At 73.4% G+C, this 24,541-nt stretch carries 18 protein-coding genes and 1 riboswitch; of the genes, 8 read left to right on the top strand and 10 right to left on the bottom strand.

The annotated features are described in order from the left end of the window. Window positions 1–4: 4 nt before the first annotated feature. The 4 genes from sucC to ACH4TG_RS38315 form a co-directional block, all read right to left on the bottom strand. On the bottom strand, window positions 5–1,183 hold the full coding sequence (gene sucC / locus ACH4TG_RS38330) for an ADP-forming succinate--CoA ligase subunit beta (RefSeq protein WP_398247481.1): 1,179 nt from the start codon (window positions 1,181–1,183) through the stop codon (window positions 5–7). A gap of 297 nt (window positions 1,184–1,480) precedes the next feature. Further along, window positions 1,481–2,647, bottom strand: coding sequence for a vWA domain-containing protein (locus tag ACH4TG_RS38325; RefSeq protein ID WP_398247479.1), 1,167 nt, complete (start codon window positions 2,645–2,647; stop codon window positions 1,481–1,483). Beyond that, window positions 2,640–5,312, bottom strand: coding sequence for a DUF5682 family protein (locus tag ACH4TG_RS38320; RefSeq protein WP_398247477.1), 2,673 nt, complete (start codon window positions 5,310–5,312; stop codon window positions 2,640–2,642). The genes ACH4TG_RS38325 and ACH4TG_RS38320 overlap by 8 nt, the downstream gene beginning before the upstream one ends. Next, entirely contained in the window at window positions 5,309–6,442 is a 1,134-nt protein-coding gene (locus ACH4TG_RS38315) for an AAA family ATPase (protein WP_398247475.1), read from the bottom strand. Before ACH4TG_RS38315 ends, ACH4TG_RS38320 begins: the two co-directional genes overlap by 4 nt. Before the next feature lie 152 nt (window positions 6,443–6,594). Here ACH4TG_RS38315 and ACH4TG_RS38310 point away from each other — a divergent pair, with 152 nt between their 5' ends. Continuing rightward, window positions 6,595–7,938, top strand: coding sequence for an SWIM zinc finger family protein (locus tag ACH4TG_RS38310; RefSeq protein WP_398247474.1), 1,344 nt, complete (start codon window positions 6,595–6,597; stop codon window positions 7,936–7,938). A 314-nt stretch (window positions 7,939–8,252) separates the two neighbouring features. Beyond that, the gene (locus ACH4TG_RS38305; RefSeq protein ID WP_398247472.1) at window positions 8,253–9,863 is read left to right on the top strand and encodes a DUF5691 domain-containing protein; all 1,611 of its coding nucleotides are present in this window, start codon (window positions 8,253–8,255) and stop codon (window positions 9,861–9,863) included. A gap of 39 nt (window positions 9,864–9,902) precedes the next feature. Here the strand turns inward: ACH4TG_RS38305 and ACH4TG_RS38300 are convergent, their stop codons facing one another. Next, window positions 9,903–10,316, bottom strand: coding sequence for a cobalamin B12-binding domain-containing protein (locus ACH4TG_RS38300; protein ID WP_398247470.1), 414 nt, complete (start codon window positions 10,314–10,316; stop codon window positions 9,903–9,905). A 327-nt stretch (window positions 10,317–10,643) separates the two neighbouring features. Between ACH4TG_RS38300 and ACH4TG_RS38295 the strand changes: the two genes are divergently transcribed. Together ACH4TG_RS38295 and ACH4TG_RS38290 are read left to right on the top strand one after the other, a co-directional pair. Next, on the top strand, window positions 10,644–11,552 hold the full coding sequence (locus ACH4TG_RS38295; protein ID WP_398247468.1) for a lipase family alpha/beta hydrolase: 909 nt from the start codon (window positions 10,644–10,646) through the stop codon (window positions 11,550–11,552). 139 nt (window positions 11,553–11,691) lie between these two features. Beyond that, entirely contained in the window at window positions 11,692–13,167 is a 1,476-nt protein-coding gene (locus tag ACH4TG_RS38290) for a M23 family metallopeptidase (RefSeq protein ID WP_398247466.1), read from the top strand. Between the two features lie 77 nt (window positions 13,168–13,244). On the opposite strand, the gene pcrA is transcribed toward ACH4TG_RS38290, so the two are convergent. Beyond that, entirely contained in the window at window positions 13,245–15,812 is a 2,568-nt protein-coding gene (pcrA, locus tag ACH4TG_RS38285; RefSeq protein ID WP_398247464.1) for a DNA helicase PcrA, read from the bottom strand. Between the two features lie 240 nt (window positions 15,813–16,052). On the opposite strand from pcrA, the gene ACH4TG_RS38280 reads away from it, so the two are divergent. Beyond that, complete coding sequence (locus ACH4TG_RS38280) at window positions 16,053–17,189, top strand: NlpC/P60 family protein (protein ID WP_398247462.1); 1,137 nt, start codon at window positions 16,053–16,055, stop codon at window positions 17,187–17,189. Between the two features lie 140 nt (window positions 17,190–17,329). Beyond that, window positions 17,330–17,485, top strand: a riboswitch (cyclic di-AMP (ydaO/yuaA leader). 7 nt (window positions 17,486–17,492) lie between these two features. Beyond that, a complete protein-coding gene (locus ACH4TG_RS38275; RefSeq protein WP_398247460.1) occupies window positions 17,493–18,530 on the top strand; it encodes an NlpC/P60 family protein in 1,038 nt (345 codons plus the stop codon). A 70-nt stretch (window positions 18,531–18,600) separates the two neighbouring features. On the opposite strand, the gene ACH4TG_RS38270 is transcribed toward ACH4TG_RS38275, so the two are convergent. Beyond that, a complete protein-coding gene (locus tag ACH4TG_RS38270) occupies window positions 18,601–18,960 on the bottom strand; it encodes a hypothetical protein (protein WP_398247458.1) in 360 nt (119 codons plus the stop codon). A gap of 329 nt (window positions 18,961–19,289) precedes the next feature. Between ACH4TG_RS38270 and ACH4TG_RS38265 the strand changes: the two genes are divergently transcribed. Then, a complete protein-coding gene (locus tag ACH4TG_RS38265; RefSeq protein WP_398247456.1) occupies window positions 19,290–20,342 on the top strand; it encodes an NlpC/P60 family protein in 1,053 nt (350 codons plus the stop codon). A 44-nt stretch (window positions 20,343–20,386) separates the two neighbouring features. Here the strand turns inward: ACH4TG_RS38265 and ACH4TG_RS38260 are convergent, their stop codons facing one another. The 3 genes from ACH4TG_RS38260 to ACH4TG_RS38250 all read right to left on the bottom strand — a co-directional run bounded on the left by ACH4TG_RS38260 (window position 20,387) and on the right by ACH4TG_RS38250 (window position 23,964). Beyond that, complete coding sequence (locus tag ACH4TG_RS38260) at window positions 20,387–22,141, bottom strand: FG-GAP repeat domain-containing protein (protein WP_398247454.1); 1,755 nt, start codon at window positions 22,139–22,141, stop codon at window positions 20,387–20,389. Between the two features lie 155 nt (window positions 22,142–22,296). After that, entirely contained in the window at window positions 22,297–23,217 is a 921-nt protein-coding gene (locus ACH4TG_RS38255) for a transglutaminase family protein (protein WP_398247452.1), read from the bottom strand. Window positions 23,218–23,391: 174 nt separating this feature from the next. Next, complete coding sequence (locus ACH4TG_RS38250; protein WP_398247450.1) at window positions 23,392–23,964, bottom strand: DUF2231 domain-containing protein; 573 nt, start codon at window positions 23,962–23,964, stop codon at window positions 23,392–23,394. A gap of 244 nt (window positions 23,965–24,208) precedes the next feature. Here ACH4TG_RS38250 and ACH4TG_RS38245 point away from each other — a divergent pair, with 244 nt between their 5' ends. Further along, window positions 24,209–24,520, top strand: a complete 312-nt coding sequence (locus tag ACH4TG_RS38245; protein WP_398247449.1) for a hypothetical protein — start codon at window positions 24,209–24,211, stop codon at window positions 24,518–24,520. Window positions 24,521–24,541: the final 21 nt, after the last annotated feature.

Raw genomic sequence — 24,541 nt, 5'->3', positions numbered from 1 at the left:
TGTCTTACTTCGCGGCGGCCAGCTCGGCGGCCTTGTCGGCCGCGCCGTCCATGGTGTCGACGCGCTGCACCAGCGGGTGGTTGGCGTCGGTGAGGATCTTCCGGCCCAGCTCGGCGTTGTTGCCGTCGAGGCGGACGACCAGCGGCTTCTCGACCTTCTCGCCGCGGTCCTCCAGGAGCTTCAGCGCCTGGACGATGCCGTTGGCGACCTCGTCGCAGGCGGTGATGCCGCCGAAGACGTTGACGAAGACCGAGCGGACGTCCGGGTCGCCCAGGATGATCTCCAGGCCGTTGGCCATGACCTGGGCGGAGGCGCCGCCGCCGATGTCCAGGAAGTTGGCGGGCTTCACGCCGCCGTGGGCCTCGCCGGCGTAGGCGACGACGTCCAGGGTGCTCATGACGAGACCCGCGCCGTTACCGATGATGCCGACCTCGCCGTCGAGCTTGACGTAGTTGAGGCCCTTGTCCTTGGCGGCCGCCTCGAGCGGGTTGGCCGCGGCCTTGTCGTGGAGGGCTTCGAACTCGGGGTGGCGGAACTCGGCGTTGTCGTCGAGCGACACCTTGCCGTCCAGCGCCAGGACGTCGCCGGAGGCGACCTTCGCCAGCGGGTTGACCTCGACGAGGAGGGCGTCCGACTTGATGAAGGTGTCCCACAGCGTCACCAGGACGTGCGCGACCTTGTCCGCGACCTCGGCCGGGAACTTCGCGGCCGCGACGATCTCGCGGGCCTTGGCCTCGTCCACGCCGTCGATGGCGTCGATCGCGATCTTGGCGACGGCCTCCGGGCGGGTGGCCGCCACCTCCTCGATCTCCATGCCGCCCTCGACGGAGGCGATGGAGAGGAAGGTGCGGTTGGCACGGTCCAGCAGGAAGGAGACGTAGTACTCCTCGACGATCTCCGGAGCGGTCTCGGCGATCATCACCTTGTGGACCGTGTGGCCCTTGATGTCCATGCCGAGGATGTCCGTCGCGCGGGCGACGGCCTCGTCCGGGGTCGCGGCCAGCTTCACGCCGCCGGCCTTGCCGCGGCCGCCGACCTTCACCTGGGCCTTCACGACCGACTTGCCGCCGAGACGCTCGGTGATCTCGCGCGCCGCCTCAGGCGTGTCGATGACTTCACCGGCCAGCACCGGTACCCCGTGCTTGGCGAAGAGGTCCCTCGCCTGGTACTCGAACAGGTCCACGCGCGTCCGTCTCCCTTTTCCCTGGTGTTCCCTGGGTTTTCCCTGGATGTCAGGGCTTCGCAGGCTGCTGCCGCCGGGTGTGCAGCGCTGCCTGGTCCGCCTGGGCGTGCCGCTACGGGCAGGGCGACTGCACTGTCACAAGGGAAGCGCACACGGTGACCGAGTACGCGGCATGTCCGTCTTGCAGGTTATCGCCGCGGGCCGTGGCGGCCTAAATCGCAGCTCGCATGTGAGCGGTGAGAACGGTCACAGCCTGCGGACCTTCACAGCGCCTTACCGGCCGCCGCGCCCGCCCGCTCACCCCTCCGGCACCGGCAGCGGGCGCTTCTCTATCGCGGCCGCCATGACGTCGGGGAACAGGTCGGGCGTGCAGGCGAAGGCGGGGGCGCCGAGCGCGGACAGCGCGGCGGCGTGCTCGCGGTCGTAGGCGGGCGCGCCCTCGTCGCTGAGCGCGAGCAGCGCCACGAACTGCACCCCGGCCGCCTTCATCGCGGCCACCCTTTTGAGCATGCCGTCGCGGATGCCGCCCTCGTACAGGTCGCTGATGAGCACGACGACGGTCTCGGCGGGGCGGGTGATCAGCGACTGGCAGTAGGCCAGCGCGCGGTTGATGTCGGTGCCGCCGCCCAGCTGCGTGCCGAACAGGACGTCGACCGGGTCGTCGAGCTCGTCGGTCAGGTCGACGACGGCCGTGTCGAAGACCACCAGCTTGGTGGCGATGGAGCGCATCGAGGCGAGGACCGCGCCGAAGACGGAGGCGTAGACGACGGACGCGGCCATCGACCCCGACTGGTCGATGCAGAGCACGACGTCCTTCTTCACCGACTGGTCGGCGCGGCCGTAGCCGATCAGCCGTTCCGGGACAATCGTGCCGTGCTCGGGCAGGTAGTGGCGGAGGTTGGCGCGGATGGTGCGGTCCCAGTCGATGTCCCGGTGGCGGGGCCGGCTGACCCGCGCGGAACGGTCCAGCGCCCCGGTGAGGGTGGCCCGGGTGCGGGTCGCCAGCCGCTTCTCCAGGTCCTCCACCACCTTGCGCACCACGGCCCTGGCGGTCTCCCGGGTCGTCTCGGGCATCGCCTTGTTCAGGGACAGCAGGGTGCCGACGAGGTGGACGTCCGCCTCGACCGCCTCCAGCATCTCCGGCTCCAGCAGCAGCGCGGACAGGCCGAGCCGGTCGATGGCGTCGCGCTGCATGACCTGGACGACGGAGCTGGGGAAGTAGGTGCGGATGTCGCCGAGCCAGCGGGCGACCTGCGGGGCGGAGCCGCCGAGGCCCGCGGACCGGTCGTTGCCGCGGCCGGGGGACGCGCCGCCGCCGGGGCCGCCGCTGTAGAGGGCGGCCAGCGTGCGGTCCATCGCCGCGTCCCGCCCGGCCAGTTCGTGGCCGGTGCCGTCCGCGCCGCCGCCGAGCACCAGCCGCCAGCGCCGCAGGCGTTCGGCCGCGGCCTCCTGAGTGTCAGTCATCTCCCTGTTCCCCCAGGTCCGTTGTGGTGAGCGTGCCGAGCAGCAGGCGCACGGTGTGGGCCGCGGCGTCGGCGCGGGCCGCGTCCAGCGCGGTGCCGAACCCGGGCAGTCCCGCGTCGGCCGGGCCGGTGGCGCGGCGGGTCGTGGCGGGCCCGCGGCGGACCAGCTCGCCGACGCTGCGCCGAACCCCGGGCTCGAAGTCGGCGAAGGTGCGGCGCAGCAGCGGCAGGACGTCGGTGAACGCCTCGCCGGACACCCCGGCCAGCCAGCCGTCGACCAGCGCGAGCAGCCGCTCGTCGTGCACGAGCAGGATGCCGCCGCCGGCCAGGAACCCCTCGATCCAGGCGGCCGCCTCGGCCGGTCCCGTGCCGGGCGAGAGCGCGAGGCCCATCAGCCGCGCGGCCTCTCCGGCGTCCAGCCGCCCGTCGTCCATCAGCAGGCGGGCGGCGGCGCCGCGGAGCAGGCCGGGTATCGCGCCGTCCCGCTCGGCCAGCGACCGCAACACCGCGGCCCAGCGGTCGCGCAGCTCCTGGGCGGGGTCGCCCGGCCCGGGAACCGACGCGGAGGCAGTTCCCTGTCCCGGTGTCCGGCCGTCGGTACGGCCCTCGGGGCCGGATGTCCGCGCCGGGCCCGGCAGCAGGCCGACGGCGCGGTGCACCTCGTCCATGTGTGTGCGCAGGGCGCGGGCCGCGTCGGCGTCGACCCCGGTGCAGGCGGCGGGGAAGCCGACGCAGATCCGCTGGGCCAGGCCGTGCGCGACCGCGCCGAGCGCCGTGGAGTCCGTGCCGCGGACGTCGCCGTAGCGGACCGCCCGCACCAGCGCGGGCAGGGCCGCGGCCAGGTGGGCCACGTCCGCGTCGAGCGCGGCGCGGTCGGCGAGCACCTGCATCACGGTGGGCAGCGCGCCGGACAGGCCGGCCGGCAGGCACTGCTCGGCGACCGCCGTGACCTCGGCGAGGGTGGTGGCGTGCACCGCCAGGTCCTCGGCGCGGGCGGTCGCCGCGGACTCCACGGTCGTGCCCCAGATCCCGGCCTCGGCGACCCGGATCGCCGCCTCCGGCTCCCAGCGCAGCCGCCAGGTCTCGCGGAAGGTGCCCTTGCCGCCGCGGCTCGCCGCGGGCTCGCCCCAGCCGATCCGCAGCAGGCGCAGGCGGTGCAGCAGCCGGCTGCGGCCCGCGTCCAGGTCCTTGCGCAGGTCCAGTTCCAGCTCGCGCTCCAGCGCCTCCGGCTTGAGTCGCCACGCGCGCTGCTCGCGGGCCAGGTCGCGGGCCAGGGGCACGGCCGGCGCGTCCGGCGGCACCTCGCCGAGGACGTCGCCGACGACCAGCCGGTCCTGGATCAGCGCCAGCGGGACGTCGGACCCGTCGCACATCACCGACCGGACCGCGTCGGTGGTCTCGCCGAGGCCCGCGAGGGGGCGGCCGCGCATCGCCGCGAGGGTGTCGGCGAGCCGCACCGCCTCGATGACATGCGCCGAGGACACCGGGTAGTCCTCCTCCCGGAGCAGCCCGGCGACCTTCGTCATCCACCGGGTCACCGGCCGGTCGGGCGCGGTGAACAGGTGCCGGTACCAGCCGGGCGAGTCGATCCCGGCGCCGTAGCCGCTGGCCCTGGCCAGCCTGCGGTGCGTCCACGGCACCCAGGTGGTCTCGACCTTGACCTTGGGCAGGCCCTTGAGCAGCGCCCGGTCGGCGGTGGCGGTGGCCTTCGCGGCCAGCGCCGGGACGTGCCAGGCGCCGCACACCACGGCGGTGCGGGTGTGGGCGCGGCGGGCCTCGCGGACCCGCAGCCGCATGTGCGCCTCGCGCAGCGGGTCCTGGGTGTGGCCGCCGTCCCCGTAGGTCTGCCGGAGCGCGCCCATCGCCTCGGCCAGCGCCGCGAACGCGGCGAGCGCACCCGCGCCCTGCTCCTCGTCCGTGGCACCCCCCGGCAGCGACTCGGTGCGGCTGCCGCGGTGTTCGACGGCGTCCTCCCACCACCGCTCGGGGTCGTCGTACCCGGCGGTGCGCGCGAGGACGGCGAGCGGGTCGATCCGCACGGCCTCGTCCGGGTCGCCCGCGTCGGGCTCGCCGAGCGAGGGGTCGGCAGCGTCGGGCTCGGCGGGCGAGGCCGCCGCGGGTGGCGGCGCGGCGGGATCCGTGCCGTCGGCCGGAGCACCGGTGCCGAACGGGCCGCCGGCGGCGCCCGGTTGAGCAGAGGCGCCCGGCTGGGCGGGGCCGCCCGGTTGAGCGGGGTCGGCCGGTTGAGCGGGGCCGCCCGGTTGGGCGGGGCCGGCCGGGGCGCCCTGGCCGGGCGCCTGCTCGGCGTCCTCCTCCGCGGCCTCCGCCTCGCGCAGGGCCAGGGAGTGGGCGGCCGGCAGGTCGATGAAGCGGACCTCGGCGCCGGCCTTCGCCGCCCACTGCAGCGCCACCCACTCAGGGGAGAACTCGGCGAACGGCCAGAAGCCCGCCCGCGCCGGTTCGTCCACGACATGGGCCAGCAGCGCCACCGGGGGCCGCATCGCCGGATCCGCGGCGAGCGCGGCCAGCGCGTCGGCCTCCGGCGGGCCCTCGATCAGGACGCAACTCGGCCGGTAGGCGTCGAGCGCGGCGCCCACCGCGCGGGCCGAGCCGGGGCCGTGATGGCGCACCCCCAGCAGCAGGAGGTCCTCTTCGGCGCCGCTCATACCGACACCTCGCGGCAGGCCCGGTAGAAGTCCTTCCAGCCGTCCCGCTCGCGCACGACCGTCTCCAGGTACTCCTGCCAGACCAGCCGGTCGGCGGCCGGGTCGCGGACCACCGCGCCGAGGATGCCGGCGGCGACGTCGCCGGCGCGCAGCACTCCGTCGCCGAAGTGGGCGGCCAGCGCCAGCCCGTTGGTGACCACGGAGATCGCCTCGGCGGTGGAGAGCGTCCCGGAGGGGGACTTGACCTTCGTCCGGCCGTCCTCGGTGATGCCGCCGCGCAGCTCGCGGAAGACGGTCACGACGCGGCGGATCTCGTCGGCGCCCTGCGGCGCGGCGGGCAGGTCGAGGCTGAGGCCGATCTGGTCGACGCGGCGCGAGACGATGTCCACCTCGTCCTCGGCCGTGGCGGGCAGCGGCAGCACCACCGTGTTGAAGCGGCGGCGCAGCGCGCTCGACAGGTCGTTCACCCCGCGATCGCGGTCGTTGGCGGTCGCGATCAGGTTGAACCCGCGCACGGCCTGGGTCTCGGTGCCCAACTCCGGTATCGGCAGCGTCTTCTCGGACAGGATCGTGATGAGCGTGTCCTGGACGTCGGCGGGGATGCGGGTGAGCTCCTCGACGCGGGCGATGCGGCCTTCCGCCATCGCCCGCATGACCGGGCTGGGCACCAGCGCGTTCCTGCTGGGGCCGTGCGTCAGCAACTGGGCGTAGTTCCAGCCGTAGCGGATGGCCTCCTCCGGCGTGCCGGCGGTGCCCTGCACCAGCAGCGTCGAGTCGCCGCTGACGGCCGCGGCGAGATGCTCGGACACCCATGTCTTGGCGGTGCCGGGCACGCCGAGCAGCAGCAGCGCCCGGTCGGTGGCCAGGGTCGTCACGGCCACCTCGACGATGCGGCGCGGGCCGACGTACTTGGGCGTGACGACCGTGCCGTCCGGCAGCGTGCCGCCGAGGAGATAGGTGGCGACGGCCCACGGAGAGAGGTTCCAGCGGGCCGGGCGCGGGCGGTCGTCCGCGGCGGCCAGCGCGGCGAGTTCGGCCGCGAAGGCGTTCTCGGCGTGCGGCCGCAGCGCCTGCTCGGTGCCAGTAGCGGCACCCGCGACCGCTGCGGTCGTACTCGTCGATTCGGACATGGCTCTCCCCCACTCACTCGCCGGGACCGTGGCGGCCCGGGCTCGTTCCGTTTGCTGATCTCCACGATGCACCCCGCCACTGACAATCCGTCACGGACAGCGATCCGGGCAGGTCAGGGCGATTGTCAGAGGGGAGATCTACGGTCGTGGGCATGGAGACCGAAGCGCGGTGGACCGCGGATCAGGTGCTCGCGCTGGCGCCTGACGCGGCATCACGAAAGGCGGGCGCCAGGCTCGCGACGCCCTCGCCGTGGTCCGGCACGGGAGTGGCCGGCGCGGCGGTGTGGGGGCTGTGCAAGGGCAGCGGCGGTACGCCCTACCAGACGGTGGTGGACGTCAGCGGTCCTGCGTTCCGCTGCTCCTGCCCGAGCCGCAAGTTCCCGTGCAAGCACGCGCTGGGGCTGCTGCTGCTCTGGGCGGAGGGGGACGCCGGGCCGATCGCGCCCTCGGGCGCGCCGGAATGGGTGGAGCAGTGGACGGCGGCACGGCGGAAGAAGGCGGAGTCGCAGGCGGCCGGCCCGGCGGCGGAGAAGGCCGCCGGGCCCGCCGATCCCGAGGCGGCGAAGCGGCGGGCCGACCGCCGGGCGATACGCGTCGAGGGCGGCGCGGCGGAGCTGGAGCAGCGGCTCACCGACCTGCTGCGCGGCGGCCTCGCGGGCGCCGACCGCGACGGGTACAAGCAGTGGGACGAGGTGGCGGCCCGCATGGTCGACGCGCAGGCGCCCGGACTCGCCGCGCGCGTAAGGGACTTGGGGACGGTGCCGGCCGGCGGGGGAGACTGGCCGTCGCGGATGCTGGAGGAGACGGCGCTGCTGCATCTGCTCGCACGCGGCTACCTCGGCCGCGAGCGGCTGCCGGTGCCGCTGGCCGAGACGGTCCGGACGAGGGTCGGATTCACCGTGGACAGCGCGGAGTTGCTGGCCGGGCCGACGGTGCGCGGCCACTGGCTGGTGCTCGCGCAGTACGACACGGCGGACGACCGGCTGACCACGCGCCGCATATGGCTGTACGACGAGGCGGCCGGGCGGTTCGCGCTGCTGCTGTCGTTCGGGGCGGCGGGGCGGGCGCCCGAACTCGTACTGCCGGTCGGGGTGGTGATCGACGCGGAGGTGGCCTACTACCCGTCGGCCCTTCCGCTGCGGGCGGTGCTGGGCACCCAGCACGGGACGGCGCCGGCCGAGGCGGTGCCGCGGGGCGTGGCGGTCGCCGCCGCCCTGGACTCCTACGGGGTGGCGCTGGCCGACGACCCCTGGCTGGACGCGTGGCCGGTCGTCCTGGCAGACGTGGTGCCGATACCCGGGGACGTGCGGTGGCAGGTCGCCGACGCGACGCGTGAGGAGGCGATACCCGTCGCCGGGGGCGCACCCCAGTGGCGCCTCGCCGCCCTGTCGGGCGGTCACCCCGTCACGGCCTTCGGCGAACTCGGCCCGACGGGTTTCCGCCCCCTCGCCGCCTGGCCCGCCTCCACCCCGACGCCGGTCCCCCTCGCCCCGTGACACCCGTGCGGCCGGGGCACCGGAGGGGGCCGGGGCCGGTCAGTGGGGTGCGCACACGACCGCGGCACGGAACCACGGCCGGCACGGCCCGGCACCGGTCGAGGGGGATGCGAAAACGGTGACGGGGGCACCGGAGGGGGGCCCGCGGGCCGGTCAGAGGGGTGCGCGCACGACCGCGGCGCGGAACCAGGGCCGGTAGGCCCCCCGCACCGGTCGAGGGGGATGCGAGAAGCGGTGACAGGGGCAGCGGCACCAGAGCACGGGTCGCGACGGGGCGGGAAGCGGACGGACGACGGCATGGGAGAGGGGACGGGATGGGCAGTTGGGATGACCTGGTCGGGAGCGCGCTGCTCGGGACGGAGCGGCGGCGGCCGGCAGGGGTCGTGGGGGACGCGGAGGAAGCGGCGGCCGCGCTGCTGGATGCGGCGGCCGGCGGGGTGGTGCGGCGCCGCGCGGGGGTCCGGCCGGCGGTGGCCGGGCAGCGGCCGGTGGCCGCGCCCGCGGACCGGCGGCCGGAACTCCCGCAGGCGGCCCGGCGGCGGCTGGCGATGCTGCTGGCCGACCGGACGGCCGACGCCGCCCGCGGGCGCCGCGGAGCCGCGCCGAACCTGGCGGAGCTGCTGCCGCAGTGGCTGGCGGCGGCCCGCCGCGAGGGCTACGCCGCACCGCACGCGCTGCTGCCCGCCCTGCTGGACGCGGCCCGTGCCCGCACCGACCTGCGGGCGGACGCCCTGGCCCTCGCGGGCCCGCGCGGCCTGTGGCTGGCCGCGCTCAACCCGGACTGGAAGTTCGCGCTGCGCGTCGGCCAGGGCGCGGTCGCGGTCCAGGACGGGGACGCCCGGAAGCTGTGGGAGGAGGGCCTGTTCGCCGAGCGGATCGCGCTGCTGACCCGGATGCGGCTGGCCGACCCGGCCGCGGCCCTCGCCCTGCTCGACTCGTCGTGGCGCACCGAGCGCGCCGAGGACCGGCTGATGTTCCTCGACGCGCTGCGCACGGGACTGTCCGGCGCGGACGAGGAGTTCCTGGAGCAGGCGCTGTCCGACCGCAGCCGCAACGTCAGGACGACCGCGGCAGAACTGCTCTCCGCGCTGCCGGGTTCCGCGCTGGCCGCGCGGATGGCGGACCGGGCGCGCAGCTGCGTCTCCCTGGGTCCCGACGGCATCACCGTGGAGGCGCCGTACGCCTGCGACCCGGCGATGGAACGGGACGGGGTGGCCGCCAAGCCGCCCAGCGGGCGGGGTGAACGGGCCTGGTGGCTGGGCCAGTTGGTGGACTCGGCGCCGCTGCCGGCGTGGCCGCAGCGGTTCGGCGGCCGCACCCCGGAGGAGATCATCGCGCTGCCCGTGCTGGACGACTGGCAGCCCGATCTGCACGCCGCCTGGTGCCGGGCCGCGGTCCGGCAGCGGGACATCGGATGGGCGCGGGCGCTGCTGGGCCCGCCGCCGCAGTCGTCGGCGCCGGTCACCGCGGTCGGCGACCCGGCGAAGCTGCTGTCGATCCTGCCGTCGCCGGAGCGCGCGGAGTGGGTGGCCCGGTTCGTCGAGGCGCACGGGCTGTCGGAGGCGTTCCAGATGCTCGGGGTGTGCGCGGTGCCGTGGTCCCGCCCGCTGGGCCGCGCGGTGGTCGACGCCCTGGAGATCGCCCGGGACGGCGGCAGCTACCCGTGGAGCTTCAGCGGGGTGATGGGCCTGGCCGAGCGCTGCCTGGACCCGGACGCGGCGGACCAGGTCGCCGCGCTGACCGCGGCCGCGGAGGAGCCGAGGGACAGCTCGCCGGGCGCGGGCACGTACTGGGCGGAGGCGTTCCAGCGGCTCACCGGCACGCTGCGGCTACGCGCCGTGATGCTGGCCGAGCTGCGGGGCACGCCAATACCCGGCGGGGGTACGCAGACCACTCCGGCGGGACCTGCCGGTCACGCAGGGTGAGACCAGCGGACTCCGCCCACCCTGCGCAGGGGCACGGGCTCAGGCGTCGGCCGACTGGCGGACGTTCGCGTTCACCCAGGCGACGACGTCCCCGGTGGACGTGCCCGGCGTGAAGATCGCGGCGACGCCCAGCTCCTTGAGCGGCGGGATGTCGGCCTCGGGGATGATGCCGCCGCCGAAGACCTTGATGTCCTCGGCGTCGCGCTCCTTGAGCAGCTCGATCACCTTGGCGAACAGCGTCATGTGCGCGCCGGACAGGATCGACAGGCCGATGGCGTCGGCGTCCTCCTGGATCGCGGTGTCCACGACCTGCTCAGGCGTCTGGTGCAGTCCGGTGTAGATGACCTCCATACCGGCGTCCCGCAGCGCCCGCGCGATGACCTTCGCACCGCGGTCATGGCCGTCGAGACCCGGCTTGGCGACCACGACGCGGATCGGTCCGGTCACTCCCATCACTGCCTCCATGGGTACGGCTGCTGCGCAGCACTGCGTGAACGCACGTTATCGCCCGGGCCTGGGACCCGTCAGTTTTACGGGACGCAGGGAGGGGGAAATCACACAGGAGAAACTATCGTCGGGACGCAGGTTCCGCGGTGGTCCACCCGGCACGGGACGCCAGGACGGCCACGGACCTGCGAGCTTCCTGAGGAGCCGCTGTCAGGACGCCGCATCCCCGCGCTCGCAGCCGCAGAGCGCGGGGTGCGGCCTCCGCTCCGGTTCCCGCCGAGAGCGCCCCGTGGATCGATGCCGATCCCCGGCGCCGCTGACGGGAGGTGGGCCATGGCCGGGCAGTCGCCGGAGGCCGAGCCGGGTGGTGCAGAGCCGGGCAGCAGTTTCCTGGGGCACGGAGCCGGCCTGGTCCGTGCCACCGCCATCGATCTGGCCGTGCTCGCCGGGCACGTCCTGCTCTATCCGACGGGGATCCTCCCCGAACGCTCCCACGGCCCGCACGGCCGCCAGCCGCCGGTCCAGCCCGCCGCGGTCCCCCCGGAGACCGGCCCGGAGCCGGCGTCCGGGCCCCGGCACGCGGCAGGCCCGCGGCCGCCGCGCGGGCGCACGCGGCAGCGGCCCCCGGTGCTCCTCGTCCACGGCTTCGTCGACAACCGCTCCGCCTTCGCGCTGCTCCGCCGCTCCCTGCAGCGCAACGGCTGGACGCGGGTGCAGGCGGTCAACTACTCACCGTTGACCTTCGACATGCGCACCGCGGCCGCCGTACTCGGGGCGCATATCGAACGCATTTGCGAGGAGTCGGGCGAGCGGCGGGTCGACATCGTCGCGCACAGCCTGGGCGGGCTGATCGCGCGCTACTACGTGCAGCGCCTCGGCGGTGACGCACGGGTGCGGACGCTGGTCACGCTGGGTACGCCGCACAGCGGCACCCGCGCGGTCCCGGCCATCACCCCGCATCCGCTCGCGCGGCAGATGCGCCCGGGATCCGAGGTGCTGAAGGAGCTGGCGGCCCCCGCGCCGCGGTGCCGGACACGCTTCGTGGCGTTCTGGAGCGACCTGGACCAGCTGATGATCCCGGTGGGCTCGGCGCGCCTCGAACACCCGGACCTATTCGCCAAGAACATCAAGGTGACCGGGATAGGGCATCTGTCCCTCCCGGTGCACGGCGCCGTGGCGGCGCAGATCCGCCGCGAACTGGCCCGACGGCCGGCCCGGCCGGGCGCGGCCGACGCCGCATAACGGACACATAACGGTCGAATATCGACCGAACACCGGGCAAGGCGGGCGTCAGGTCCCGGGGGGAGATTGTCGCGGCCGGGTACGGAGGGCTACAGTCGCCGCTAATTCTCCTGCTGCCGAGGCGAAAGAGAAGCTGGCGGTGAACGAAAGTCACCAGTCGGGCTACTCCCCCGACTACGACGCCTACGGGTATGACCCTTATTCCACGGGCGGCTACCCGACCGTCGGCACCGCGTTCGCCGAGGACGCCACCGGCACCTACGCCGCGATCCCGCAGCAGTACGCGCCGTCGCACGACCAGAACCAGGGCTACGGCTCCGGCTACGGGTACGACCCGGGCGCCTCGCAGTCCTGGGACACCGGCGGCTACGCCACCTACGACCCGTACACGTACGGCCAGGCCCCGTCGGCCACGGTCACCGGCACCGGGTACTACGAGACCGGCACCTTCGCCGCGTACCCGCAGCAGTCCCAGCCCCTGCAGCAGCCCCAGCAGGAATGGGACTCCGGCGCGTACCCGGCCTACGGATACGGGTACGGCTACGACGCCTCGGGCGACACCGGCCTGTACGAGCAGCTGGCGCCCGAGCAGACGCACATGGCCGCCGCGCCCGTGTACCCGACGGCGTACGGCACCGGCTATCCGGCGCCCGCCGACGAGACCGCGCTGCTCGCCGACGACGAGCCGGCGGCCTCCTACGCGGACAACGCCTACGCCGGCGATCCGTACGCGGACGACCCGTACGCGGACAGCCACTACACCGACCACTACACCGACGCTGACGACGTGCTCACCGCCGCCGCCACCCGCGACGAGCCGGCGGCCCGGCACGACTACGCGAGCGACGGGTACGCGGCCGGCGGCCTCGTCGACGGCGAGCAGGCCGCCCGCAGCCGCCGCCGCAAGCCGGCCAAGCGCTCCGCGCTGCTGACCATCGCCGTGCCGTCGGTGGCCGTGATGGGCGTGGCGGCGGTCGGCGCCGCCGCGGTCGCCGGGGTGGGCATGGCGCAGGGCTCCTCCTCCAAGACGCAGGCCGACGGTGCGGTGGCCAAGGCGCCGACGCAGCAGCTCGACCGGCAGTTGACCGGTGCCAGCCGGGACGCGGATGACTTCGCGACCCGCGCCAGCCGCTCCCAGGAGCGGCTGGACCTCAAGGAGCGCCAGGCCGCGGCGAAGAAGGCGGCGGAGGAAGCCGCGGCGCGCAAGGAGGCGCTGCGTCCGAAGTTCGTGCTGCCGGTCACGCAGAAGGGCCTGAGCGCGTACTTCGGGCAGGCCGGCGTCAACTGGATGGCGCTGCACACCGGCATCGACTTCCCGGTCCAGGTGGGCACCCCGGTGATGGCCGTGACGGACGGCACGGTCCGCACGCAGTGGAACCCCTCCTACGGCAACATGGCCATCGTCACCGCGCCCGACGGCACCGAGACCTGGTACTGCCACCTGAGCAGCACCAAGATCCGGTCGGGGTCGGTCAAGGCCGGTACGGTCATCGCCTATTCGGGCAACACCGGCAACACCACCGGCCCGCACCTGCACCTCGAGGTGCGCCCGCACGGCGGCTCCCCGATCGACCCGCTGCCCTGGCTCCTCGCGCACGGCCTCGACCCGCGCTGAGCATCGACCCGATCTGACCCCTGGGCCGAACTGACCCCGGTCCGCGGGCGCCTCCGCCCGCGGACCCGTCGCGTCCGCTAGAGCTTCTCCACCGGCGCGTACCGCAGCAGGAGTTGCTTGGGCCGCTCGTCGCCGAAGTCGATGGTGGCCTTCTCGTCGCCCGGCCGTCCGGTGACCGCGATGACGGTGCCCAGCCCGAACTGGTCGTGGGTGACGCGGTCGCCGACCGCCAGCGAGATCACCGGCCGGTCGCCTGACCTGCGGGTGGCGAAGCCGCCCGAGCCGCCGCGGCTGCGCGCGGCCATCGAGGAGGACAGCGACGCCGCGGCCTTGGACACCGCGCCCCCACCGCCCGAGCCCGAGCCGAAGCCGCCCGGCGAGCCGCCGGTGCGCCGCCACTCGATGAGGGCGTCCGGGATCTCCTCCAGGAACCGCGACGGCGGGTTGTAGGAGGGCTGCCCCCAGGCGCTGCGCATCGTGGAGCGGGTCAGGTAGAGGCGCTCGCGGGCGCGGGTGATGCCGACGTACGCCAGCCGCCGCTCCTCCTCCAGCTCCTTGACCTGGCCGAGGGCCCGCATGTGCGGGAAGACCCCGTCCTCCATGCCCGTGAGGAACACCACCGGGAACTCCAGGCCCTTGGCGGTGTGCAGCGTCATCAGCGTGATCACGCCGCCGGACTCCTCGTCCTCGTCCGGGATCTCGTCGGAGTCGGCGACCAGGGCGACGCGTTCCAGGAACTCGGACAGGGTGCTGCCCTCCTCGCCGCGCTCCTGCTCGAACTCCAGGGCCACGGCGGCGAGTTCCTGGAGGTTCTCGACGCGGGTCTCGTCCTGCGGGTCGGTGGACGCCTGCAACTCGGCCAGATAGCCCGTGCGTTCGAGCACCGCCTCCAGGACGACGGCGGGGCCCGCACCGGACTCCACGATGGTGCGCAGCTCGTCCATGAGGGTGTTGAACCGCTTCACGGCGTTCGCCGAGCGGGCCGCCATGCCGTAGGCCTCGTCGACCCGGCGCAGCGCCTGCGCGAAGGAGATCCGCTCGCGCTGCGCGAGGGCGTCCACCATCGCCTCCGCGCGGTCGCCGATGCCGCGCTTGGGCACGTTCAGGATGCGGCGCAGCGGCACCGCGTCCTCGGGGTTGGCCAGCACCCTCAGGTAGGCGAGCACGTCCCGCACCTCGCGCCGCTCGTAGAAGCGCACGCCGCCGACGACCTTGTAGGGCAGGCCGACGCGGATGAACACCTCCTCGAACACACGGGACTGCGCGTTGGTGCGGTAGAAGACCGCCACGTCGCCGGGGCGGGCCTGGTCCGCGTCGGTGAGGCGGTCTATCTCGTCGGCGACGAACTGCGCCTCGTCGTGCTCCTGGTCGGCGACGTAGCCGATGATGACCGGGCCGTCGCCGGACTCGGTCCACAGGTTCTTGGCGCGGCGGCCGGCGTTGCGCTCGATGACGGCGTTGGCCGCGGACAGGATGGTCTGCGTGGAGCGGTAGTTCTGCTCCAGCAGGATGGTGCGGGCCTGCGGGTAGTCCTCCTCGAACTGGAGGATGTTGCGGATCGTGGCGCCGCGGAAGGCGTAGATCGACTGGTCCGCGTCACCGACCACGCACAGCTCGGCGGGCCCGGGGACGGCGTCCGCGCCCCGCGCGCCGTCCTGCTCGCCGGCGTCGGCCGCCCCGCCGTCCTGGCTGTCCTGGCCGTCCTCCGCGGACGGCGGCGCCTCGGTGCCGACCAGCTCGCGGACCAGCATGTACTGCGCGTGGTTGGTGTCCTGGTACTCGTCGACCAGGACGTGCCGGAAGCGCCGCCGGTAGTGCTCGGCGACGTCCGGGAACGCCTGCAGCAGGTTGACCGTGGTCATGATGATGTCGTCGAAGTCCAGGGCGTTGGCCTCGCGCAGCCGCGACTGGTAGAGGGCGTACGCCTCGGCGAGCTTGCGGTCGAACGGGGTCTCCGCCTGGGCGGCGAAGGTCTCCTCGTCGATCAGCTCGTTCTTGAGGTTGGAGATCTTCGCGCTGAACGACTTCGGCGGGAACTGCTTGGGGTCCAGGTCGAGGTCGCGCTGGCAGACCAGGGCCATCAGCCGCTTGGAGTCGGCCGCGTCGTAGATCGAGAAGGACGAGGTGAAGCCCAGCTTCTTGGACTCGCGGCGCAGGATGCGCACGCACGCGCTGTGGAACGTCGACACCCACATCGCGCCGGCGCGCGGCCCGACGAGCTGCTCCACCCGCTCCTTCATCTCGCCGGCGGCCTTGTTGGTGAAGGTGATCGCCAGGATGGAGCCGGGGTGGACGTGCCGGGCGTAGAGGAGGTGCGCGATGCGGTGGGTGAGCACCCGGGTCTTGCCGGAGCCGGCGCCGGCCACGATGAGCAGCGGCCCGCCGGAGTGCCCCACGGCGGCGCGCTGCTGCTCGTTGAGGCCCTCCAGCAGCTGCGCGGGGTCGGCGGCCGGGCGGGCGGCGCCGTCGCGGTAGTGGGCGTCGCGGATCGGCGGCGGGCCGTCGAACCGGTCGCCGAACAGGCCGTCCGGCAGGGAGTCGGGTTCGTCGTGCTCCCCCTCCGGCGGCGGGGGCGGGCCGTCGTCGGCCGGGCCGTGGGCCGCGTCGAGACCGGCCAGGAAGCTGTCGTCAAAGAGGCTGCTCATCGCCTCCTGAGTCTAGGACGCCGCGCCGACAGTCCGTCCCGGTTCACCCGGTTCCCCCGGCCGAAGGACTCGCACAGGTGTGTCCTTCCTACCACGCTCGGTGACGACGCACCGGGTCTGGCAAAAGATTACGAAAAGGTATCGGGCCTTATCGGACATCGGCCTTCCCAGCAACGCCGGGCCTCGGCTACGTTCCCGCACCAGCCCCACCGGTCCGCGTCCGAGAGGAGTCCGCCCGCCATGGCGACGCACCGTAAGGCCAGAACCGCGCTACTCAGCGCCTCGGGACCACGGGCGGCAGTGGGTATCACCACTGCCGCCCTGGCCACCGTGACCCTGCTGAGCGAGACGGCGAACGCCACCCCGCCGCCGCAGCCCTCCATCGCCGAGGTCAAGGCGAAGGTCGACTCCCTGATGCACCAGGCCGAGGTCGCCACCGAGAAGTACAACGGCACCAAGGAGCAGGTCGACCAGCAGAACGTCAAGGTCAACAAGCTGCTGGAGCAGGTGGCGCAGAAGACCCAGACGCTCAACGACGCGCGCCGCCAGCTCGGCCTGTACGCGGCCGCGCAGTACCGCTCCGGCGGTGACGAGACCACCACCCGCTACATGCTGTCCGGCAGCCCTGAGGACCTCGTCGACCAGCTGCACCTGACCGACGTGCTCGCGCAGCGCCAGAAGGCGGCGGTCGACTCGTTCCGGGTGGAGCAGGCCGCCGCGACCCAGCAGCGCATCGAGGCGGCCAAGAGCCTGGCGTCGCTCACCGCGCAGCAGGCCAAGCTCAAGACCGCCAAGCAGGACGTGCAGACCAAGCTGAGCCAGGCCCAGCACCTCCTCAACAGCCTGACCGCACAGGAGAAGGCGCGGCTGGCGGCGCTGGCCGCCAAGCAGGAGGAGGAGGCCCGCCGGAAGGCGGCGGCACTGGTGGCCAAGCAGAAGGCCGCTGCCGAGGCGGCGGCCAAGGCGGCCGCCGCGAAGAAGAGCACGTCGACGACGACCACGACGCCGCCGTCGACGCCCGCCAACTCCTCGGTGGCCGACCAGGCGATCGCCTTCGCCCGCAAGCAGATCGGCAAGCCCTACGTGTGGGGCGCCACCGGTCCCGACTCGTTCGACTGCTCGGGCCTGACGCAGGCGGCCTACAAGGCGGCCGGCATCACCCTGCCGCGCACCACCTGGGACCAGGTGAACGTCGGCACCCGGGTCTCGGAGACGAACCTGCAGCCGGGCGACCTGATCTTCTTCTACAGCGACATCAGCCACGTCGGCATGTACATCGGCAACGGCGAGATGATTCACGCTCCGCACACGGGCACCGTCGTCAAGATCGCGCCGATCACGGAAATGCCCTTCTACGGTGCCGTTCGCCCGTATTGACCCCCTGAACCACCGTCACCAACCGTAAGATCACAAAGCGATTTCGGTCACATTGCGATCCAAACTTCCCAAGACTCGCGAGAGTTGATTACCGTAGCCCGCTAGGTGGCCTGCTTCCCGCCGGTGCAAGTGCCGGCAGCACGCCACCTCCGCCTAATCCGGCCGGCGGCCGGAACCGGGGACCCACAGTCACATTGGGGTGAATCCGGACAGACGCGACAAGCGTCCGTCCAGTAGGGCAGCCTTCCCAGCCCGAACCCGTCAGCTAACCCGGTCGGCGGTCCACGGAAGGAGTCGCCTGCTGTGGCGTCGCACCGCAAGCCGCGTACCCGGATACTCGCCTCAGCCGCCCCCCGCGCGGCGGTCGGGGTCACCGCAGCGGCACTGGCGTCGGTCACCCTGATGAGCGAGACCGCGAACGCGGCGCCTGCCAAACCCTCGATCGCCGAGGTGAAGAAGCAGATCGACACGCTCAACCAGCAGGCCGAGGTGGCCACCCAGCAGTACGACCAGGCCAAGGAGAAGACCTCGGCGCAGCGCGCCAAGGCCAACCAGCTCCTGGAGCAGGTCGCGCAGAAGACCCAGCAGATGAACGAGACCCGCCGGGTCCTGGGCCAGTTCGCCACCGCGCAGTACCGCGACGGCGGCCTCGACCAGACGACGCAGCTGCTGCTCTCCGACAACCCGGAGCAGTTCCTCCAGCAGTCGCACATGATGGACCGGCTCTCCACCACGCAGGAGCAGGCCCTCCAGACCTTCAAGGTCCAGGAGGAGCAGGCGAACATCCAGCGGGCGCAGGCCACGTCGAGCCTGAACCAGCTGACCTCCGCGCAGAGCGCTCTGGCGACGGAGAAGAAGAACCTGCAGACGAAGCTCGCCGCGGCGCAGAAGCTGCTCAACAGCCTCAACGCCGCGCAGCGCGCCAAGCTCGCCGCGATGACCCCCTCGACGTCGTCCGCGACGAAGCACTACACGTACAGCGGGCCGGCGACCGGACGGGCCGCCGCCGCCATCCAGTTCGCGCTCTCGCAGCGCGGCAAGCCGTACGTGTCCGGTGGCACCGGCCCCAACGCCTACGACTGCTCCGGGCTCACCCAGGCCGCCTACCGCGCGGCGGGCGTCAGCATCGGCCGGACCACCTGGGACCAGGTCAAGGACGGCGTCGCCGTCTCCCAGGCCGATCTGCAGCCGGGCGACCTGGTGTTCTTCTACTCGGGCATCTCCCACGTCGGGATCTACCTCGGCAACGGGCAGATCGTGCACGCCCCGCACACCGGCGCGGTCGTCGAGATCGCGCCCATGAGCTGGATGCCGTTCGCCGCGGCCCGCCGGGTGGCCTGAGTCCCAGCGAAACGCGTGACGTCCGGACGGGAGTGCTCCGTCCGGACGTCACGCGTGTTCGGGCGCGGGCCTACGTCCAGAGCACCGCGATGAAGATGTTGAGCGCGGTCAGCACCCCCACCGCGCCGAACGTCGCCCGGTCGAGGCGTTCCTCGTCGCGCTTGACGTAGACCAGGCCGAGGATCACCACCAGCACCGCCAGCTTGACGCCGATCTTGGCGTTGTCCACGTGGCGGTCGTCGGCGTTCAGCAGGGCGACCATGGTCACGCCGGTCACGAGCATGGTGGCGGCGCCGTAGAGCATGCCCGGGACGAAGCGGACCGCGGCGGTGCCGTTGCCCATCACCTTCAGCTGGGTGAGGAACCCGCCCAGCAGTGCGGCGATGCCCAGGATGTGCAGGCCGACTAGAACATTGATGAGAGTGTCCATGGGCGCGACCCTAGCGACGCCCTTAGCACCCCCCGGCGGGAGGGGTGGCCTTCCCCGCGCATCGGTCAGTGCGGGTACCCAAGCGGGCATGTCACCCGTCGAACGCCGGTCGGTTCCGGTCGGCCCCGACCGGAAGGGCACCAGTCCCGGTCCACCGGACCCGCGCCGCCCCCGGTGAGGTTTAGCGTCGCTCGACAGGTGGCCGATCCCCCGCCGGCGGCGCACTGTCGTCCGTCCGGTGGCGGCTGCCCCCGCCGAGGTCCGGCGGCGCCCTGTTCCCCCGTGCAGGCGCCGCCGGACCCACCCCCGGAAGGAGAGTGACGGCCGCCGTGGCCTCACACAGTCGCCCGCCCCGATCCCGCGTCACCGTCTCCCGCGCCGCCTGCACCCTGGCGCTCGCCTCCGCCGCCTCGGTGTCGCTGTTCGGCGAGACCGGCTACGCACAGCCCCGGCCCACACCGGCCGAGGCCAAGGCCAGGGTCGAGGCGCTGTACCAGCAGGCCGAGCAGGCGACCGAGCAGTACAACGGCGCGAAGCAGCAGGCGGACGACGCCCAGGCCGCACTCGGCGGGCTGCAGGACGAGCTGGCCCGCAAGACCGCCGCGCTCAACGCGACGCGGGACGCGCTCGGGACGGTCGCGGCGGCGCAGTACCGCGCCGGGTCGCTCGACCCGACGCTGCAGCTCGCGCTCAGCTCCGCGCCCGGGACGTATCTGGAACAGGCCGGGATGCTCGACCAGTTGGGGAACCGGCAGGCCTCGGCGCTGGCCCGGCTGGCCGCCCAGCAGCGGGACATCGAGCAGACCCGGGCCGAGGCCGCCGGCCGGGTGGACGCCCTGCGGGCGGCGCAGTCCCGGCTGGCGGCCCGCAAACAGACCGTGCAGCGCACCTTGGCCGAGGCGCAGGCGCTGCTCGCGCAGCTCAGCCCGGCCGACCGGGCGGCCGTCGGCGCCTCGGACGGCCCGGCCGGCCAGGCGGCCGCGAACCGCTCCACGCTCCGCCCGCCGCTGTCGGCGACCGCGGGCGCCCCCTCGGCGCGCGCCGCCGAGGCGGTGGCGTTCGCGTACCGCGCGCTGGGCCTGCCCTACGTCTGGGGCGCCACCGGGCCGAACGCGTACGACTGCTCGGGCCTGACCCAGGCGGCGTGGAAGGCGGCGGGGGTGTCCCTGCCGCGCACCACCTACACCCAGATCAACGCGGGCGCCCGGGTGCCGGAGTCCGAACTGCGCCCCGGCGACCTGGTGTTCTTCTACTCCGGCGTCTCGCACGTGGGCCTCTACATCGGCAACGGCGAGATGATCCACGCCCCGCACCCCGGCGCACCGGTCCGGATCGCCCCCATCTCGCAGATGCCGTTCGCGGGGGCGACCCGGCCGGCGTGAGCCGGTGTGCGCGGGTCAGCGCGGGTCAGCGCGGGTCAGCGCTGTCAGAAGATCGCGCTGTAGGAGTTCCAGCCGGCGGTGCCGATCAGCACGCGGGTCTTGTACGTGATGGTGCCGATGTGCCCGGTGGCGCTGTACCGGAACAGCCGGCCGTCGGAGGTCGCGCCGACCAGGTCCGCACGCCCGTCGCCGTCGAGGTCGCCGGGTGCGGCGAGCCTGGTGTAGGTGTTCCACCCGGCGCCGACGTCGATCCGGCCCTTGAACGGCGCCTTGCTGTCGCCGGTGCCCAGGTACAGGTACAGGTGGCCGTTGCCGGCGCGGGCCACGATGTCGGGGTAGCCGTCGCCGTTGATGTCGCCGGCACCGGTGAGGGCGTTGTACTCGCCCCAGCCCGCACCGACCTTGACCCGGCCGTAGAACGACCCGTTGCCCTTGCCGGTCAGCAGCCACATGACCCCGCCGGTGTCCCGGGCGAGGAGGTCGGCGTTGCCGTCGTTGTTCAGGTCACCGGGGCCGAACACCGTGTTGTAGACGCCCCATCCGGAGCTCTTCACGGTCTCGAAGCCCTGGGTGTCGTTGTAGAGGACGCCGTTGTAGATCTCCAGCAGCGGCTCCTCGTCCTGCTGGGACAGCGACACCGAGGTGAGCAGCTTGGAGCCCTTGAAGTCGCCGTTGACACCGACCTGGACCCGCGCGCTGAGGCCGCCGGTGAGCGTGCCGTAGTAGTAATAGAGGTTGCCGCCGGGGGTCTGGCCGAACAGGTCGTTCTTCCCCCACAGCGGCACGCTGCCCTGGCCGACGACCAGTTGGCTGTTCCAGCCCTTGCTGATCTGGGCCCGCGCCGTCAGGGTGCCGGTGCCGGTGCCCGTTCCGGTGCCCTGGTAGGAGTACAGGTCGCCGTTCTGCGCGCGGCCGAAGAGGCCGCCGATCCGGCCCTGTTCGTCGCCGACGCCGATGAGCTGGTTGTAGGTGTTCCAGCCGTTGCCGATCTTCACGCGGGCGGCCACCGGGTTGGCGGCGGTCCCGTCGAGGAGGTACATCCACAGGTCGCCGTTGAGGTCGCGGGCGACCAGCGTCTCGTGGCCGCTCGCGGTGATGTCGCCGGCGCCGATCAACTGGTCGTAGATGCCGTAGCCGTGGCCGACCTGGACCCGGGCGCCGAACGGCGCGGTGGCGCTGCCCGTTCCCTTGTACAGGTAGAGGTCGCCGGACGGGGTGCGGGCGAGCAGGTCGCCGAAGCCGTTGCCGTCGATGTCGCCGACCGCGACGACCTTGTTGTAGATCTGCCAGCCGTTGCCGGTCCACGTCGGGGAGCCGGTGGGGAACGCGGTGTGGTTCCACAGGGACAGGTGGCCGGTGGTGGTCAGCGACAGCACCTCGGGGCCGTCGATCGCGGTGGTCAGGTCCCCGGGCGTCAGGATGTCGCGGTACATGACCGGGCTCTTGCCGAGCGAGGTCCACACGTTGGCGGCGCTGCCCAGCTGGTGGACGGTGCCGTCGATCTCCTGCGTGAGGAAGTCCTGGGTGCCGTCGCCGTCCACGTCGTAGCGGGGCGTGGTCAGGGCGTCGGCGGCCGCCGCCGTGGACAGCGCGCGCTGCCGCTGCGGCAGGTGGAGCACGGGACCGGGCGTGGCCGGGGCCTTGGTGTGGAGCGCGACCGGCGGGGTCGACGCGTCGGCGTACGCGGTCCCGGCGGGGCTCAGCGCGAACGCGCCGACCGCGAGCACACCGGTGGTGCAGGCCGCGAGCAGACGGCTGCCCCGGTGCGCGCCCGAGCGCGCGCGAGTGGACGAGAACACAATCCCCCCCAAAGGGTTGCGATGGTGCCGGGCGCTCGAAGGGGCCGCCGATGACGGCGCCCCGCGCCGGGCCAGGCGATTCTATCGCCGCGGCCCGCGCCCGGGAGGGGCGCGGGCGGGCACTCGGGGCGCAAGGGGCTTCGCGCGCGGGATCCTCAGCGCAGGGTGACGGTGGAGGGTCCGTTGAACGGCGCGTAGCAGGTGACCGTGCGCGGGGTGCGCAGCTCGTCGCTGGTCGCGAAGAGCTCGCGCGCCGCCTCGAACGGGACGTCGTCGGAGCTGATCAGGGCCGCCCGGTCGTAGAGCGCGAGGAGTTCGCCGTCCATGGCGTCGCCCTTGCCGTCGCCGGATCCCCACACGTCCCACAGCAGCGGCTCGACCTTGTTGAGCGCGGCCACGTCGAGCCGGATGTTCCCGGCGACGAACCACCGGCCGGTGAACTCCGAGCCGGCCGGCGGCAGTCCGAACGTCCGCGGGTCGGCGTCGCCGGCCCGGACGGCCTGCCATGCCTTGCCCGCCGTCAGGAACCGGTCGCGCGGGACGTCCAGCGGGTCGAAGTCCATGGGGTAGTGGTCGGTGTCGAGGATCTCGGCGTCGGCGAGCAACCAGCCGCGCCGCTCGTCCCAGTACTCGGTGACGACGTGGTCGAAGTGGAAGCCGTCGGTGCCGAAGTAGTCGGCGAACCCCGAGCGCAGCCGGGCCGGGATGCCCACGTGCCGGAGCATCGAGACGTGCAGCAGCGTGAAGTCCCGGCAGACGCCGACGAATCGCTCGCCGTACGGGCGAGCGGACGCCAGCGGCTCGGGGCTGCGGCCGGCGATCAGCCGCAGGATGTCGTCGACGTAGCGGGTCTCGGCGTCGTCGTGCAGCCGCCGCTCGTCGACGGGGACGTCCCAGAAGCCGGGCTCCAGGCGGTGGATCAGCAGGTCCCTGACCACGCGTCCGAGGGCGCCGACGTCCCGCGGCAGGTCCGCGTAGAGCCCGGCCATGTCGCCCGGGTCCGAGAACACGCTCTGCGCGGTGTAGAACGCCGCCGCCTCGCCCGCCGGCCGCTGCGTCCCGGTGGTGGTCGTCATCGGTGGTCCCCCTGCTCTCGACAAAATCGGCCACATTTTCGAATGCGGCCTCGATGCGGACCACCGTGTCAAATTTCGCCGGGAATTGTCCACAGCCCCGCGGGAACGGACGGGCCGCACAGACGAAAGCCGGTCCTTTTCAGCAGGACCGGCCCTCCCGGCCCCAGGCCCGGGTCAGCGCGGCGCGCCGGCCGACTGGGCCGTGCCCTGCCAGGCGGCCTTGGCGCCCGAGTCGCCGATCCGGTAGACGTCCACGACGGCTCCGGCGGCGACGACGACCGCGAGGACGACGGCGGCGGCACGGAACCAGGAGGTCGTGAGCCAGGACGGCGCCGCGGCCGCCCCGGACCCGCTCGCGTTCACGTTTCCGTTCCCGTTCCCGTTCCCGTTCCCGTCCGCGTTCGCGTTCGCGGCCGTCGCGGTGCGGCGGCCGGTCCACCACACGGCTGTGGCCGCGAGGAAGAGGGCCGTCGCCCACGGCAGCAGGGAGTCACCCAGTTCGGTGTGGCGCTCCAGCAGGGCGCTGTGGCCGCTCCGCTGCTCCAGCCACTCCCCCGCGTGCGTGGTCACCGGCACCATCCCGAGCGTGACGAGCGCGGTCACCGGCAGTATCAGGCCCATCCGCCGGGCCCACCGGGGGCGGGCCGCGCCGGCCACCACCGCCAGGGCGGTCAGCGGCACGAGCACCACCACGAAGTGGACGAAGAGGATGTGGGCCGGCAGGCCGTTGATGACGGTGGGACTCATCGGGAACTCCACAGGAACGGTTGACCTCGAACAACGAGGTCCGCAGCCTGTCACGGCAACTTCTGCGTCCCCTCTGAGCGCCCTGGGGGCGCCTCGGCGGCCGGACGCGGCAGGGCCGTGCGGGTGGAACAGGCCGTCAGGGCGGCGTCAACCGTTAGGGGAAAGCGACCCAAGCGCCCCTGGGGCGGCGTAATGTCGGCTGTCGCCCCGGGACGGGCGAGCCGAGACGACGGGAGATGCGAGGATGCAGGCCCTGACGGCGAGTTGGGGAGCGTGGCTGGAGGCGTACGAGCAGCACTACAAGGCGCTGCCGGGCCGGGCGACGCACCGGCCGTGCCCCAGCTGCGGATCGGACGACCTGCGGCTGACCTTCACGGGGAAGCCGGAGCGGCGGGTGGGGTACGCGGCGTTCTGGTGCGACGGCTGCCTGATCGGCATCCACCTGAGCCGCTGCCCGGTGCCCGAAGGCGTGCCGATGGAGTCGCTGGAGACGCCGGTGGAGCAGCGCGCGGTCCGCGTGCCGAACTACACGCTGCTCTGGCCCGACGAGGAGTAGCCCCCGGCGGACGGCCCCGCC

The organism is Streptomyces sp. NPDC020917, assembly GCF_044333795.1.
In the GTDB taxonomy this organism is placed as follows: Bacteria; Actinomycetota; Actinomycetes; order Streptomycetales; family Streptomycetaceae; genus Actinacidiphila.
Note: the sequence above shows the minus strand (reverse complement) of the source record. Positions and strands in the feature narration are given on the sequence as shown.

What these genes read in the sequence shown, in the direction of transcription:
- ACH4TG_RS38250 (WP_398247450.1), bottom strand. Translation starts at nt 23,964, where the DNA reads ATGAGTCCCACCGTCATCAACGGCCTGCCGGCCCACATCCTCTTCGTC.
- ACH4TG_RS38320 (WP_398247477.1), bottom strand. Translation starts at nt 5,312, where the DNA reads ATGAGCGGCGCCGAAGAGGACCTCCTGCTGCTGGGGGTGCGCCATCAC.
- ACH4TG_RS38325 (WP_398247479.1), bottom strand. Translation starts at nt 2,647, where the DNA reads ATGACTGACACTCAGGAGGCCGCGGCCGAACGCCTGCGGCGCTGGCGG.
- ACH4TG_RS38270 (WP_398247458.1), bottom strand. Translation starts at nt 18,960, where the DNA reads ATGGACACTCTCATCAATGTTCTAGTCGGCCTGCACATCCTGGGCATC.
- ACH4TG_RS38315 (WP_398247475.1), bottom strand. Translation starts at nt 6,442, where the DNA reads ATGTCCGAATCGACGAGTACGACCGCAGCGGTCGCGGGTGCCGCTACT.
- ACH4TG_RS38295 (WP_398247468.1), top strand. Translation starts at nt 10,644, where the DNA reads ATGGCCGGGCAGTCGCCGGAGGCCGAGCCGGGTGGTGCAGAGCCGGGC.
- ACH4TG_RS38305 (WP_398247472.1), top strand. Translation starts at nt 8,253, where the DNA reads ATGGGCAGTTGGGATGACCTGGTCGGGAGCGCGCTGCTCGGGACGGAG.
- ACH4TG_RS38280 (WP_398247462.1), top strand. Translation starts at nt 16,053, where the DNA reads ATGGCGACGCACCGTAAGGCCAGAACCGCGCTACTCAGCGCCTCGGGA.
- pcrA (WP_398247464.1), bottom strand. Translation starts at nt 15,812, where the DNA reads ATGAGCAGCCTCTTTGACGACAGCTTCCTGGCCGGTCTCGACGCGGCC.
- ACH4TG_RS38255 (WP_398247452.1), bottom strand. Translation starts at nt 23,217, where the DNA reads ATGACGACCACCACCGGGACGCAGCGGCCGGCGGGCGAGGCGGCGGCG.
- ACH4TG_RS38300 (WP_398247470.1), bottom strand. Translation starts at nt 10,316, where the DNA reads ATGGGAGTGACCGGACCGATCCGCGTCGTGGTCGCCAAGCCGGGTCTC.
- ACH4TG_RS38245 (WP_398247449.1), top strand. Translation starts at nt 24,209, where the DNA reads ATGCAGGCCCTGACGGCGAGTTGGGGAGCGTGGCTGGAGGCGTACGAG.
- ACH4TG_RS38310 (WP_398247474.1), top strand. Translation starts at nt 6,595, where the DNA reads ATGGAGACCGAAGCGCGGTGGACCGCGGATCAGGTGCTCGCGCTGGCG.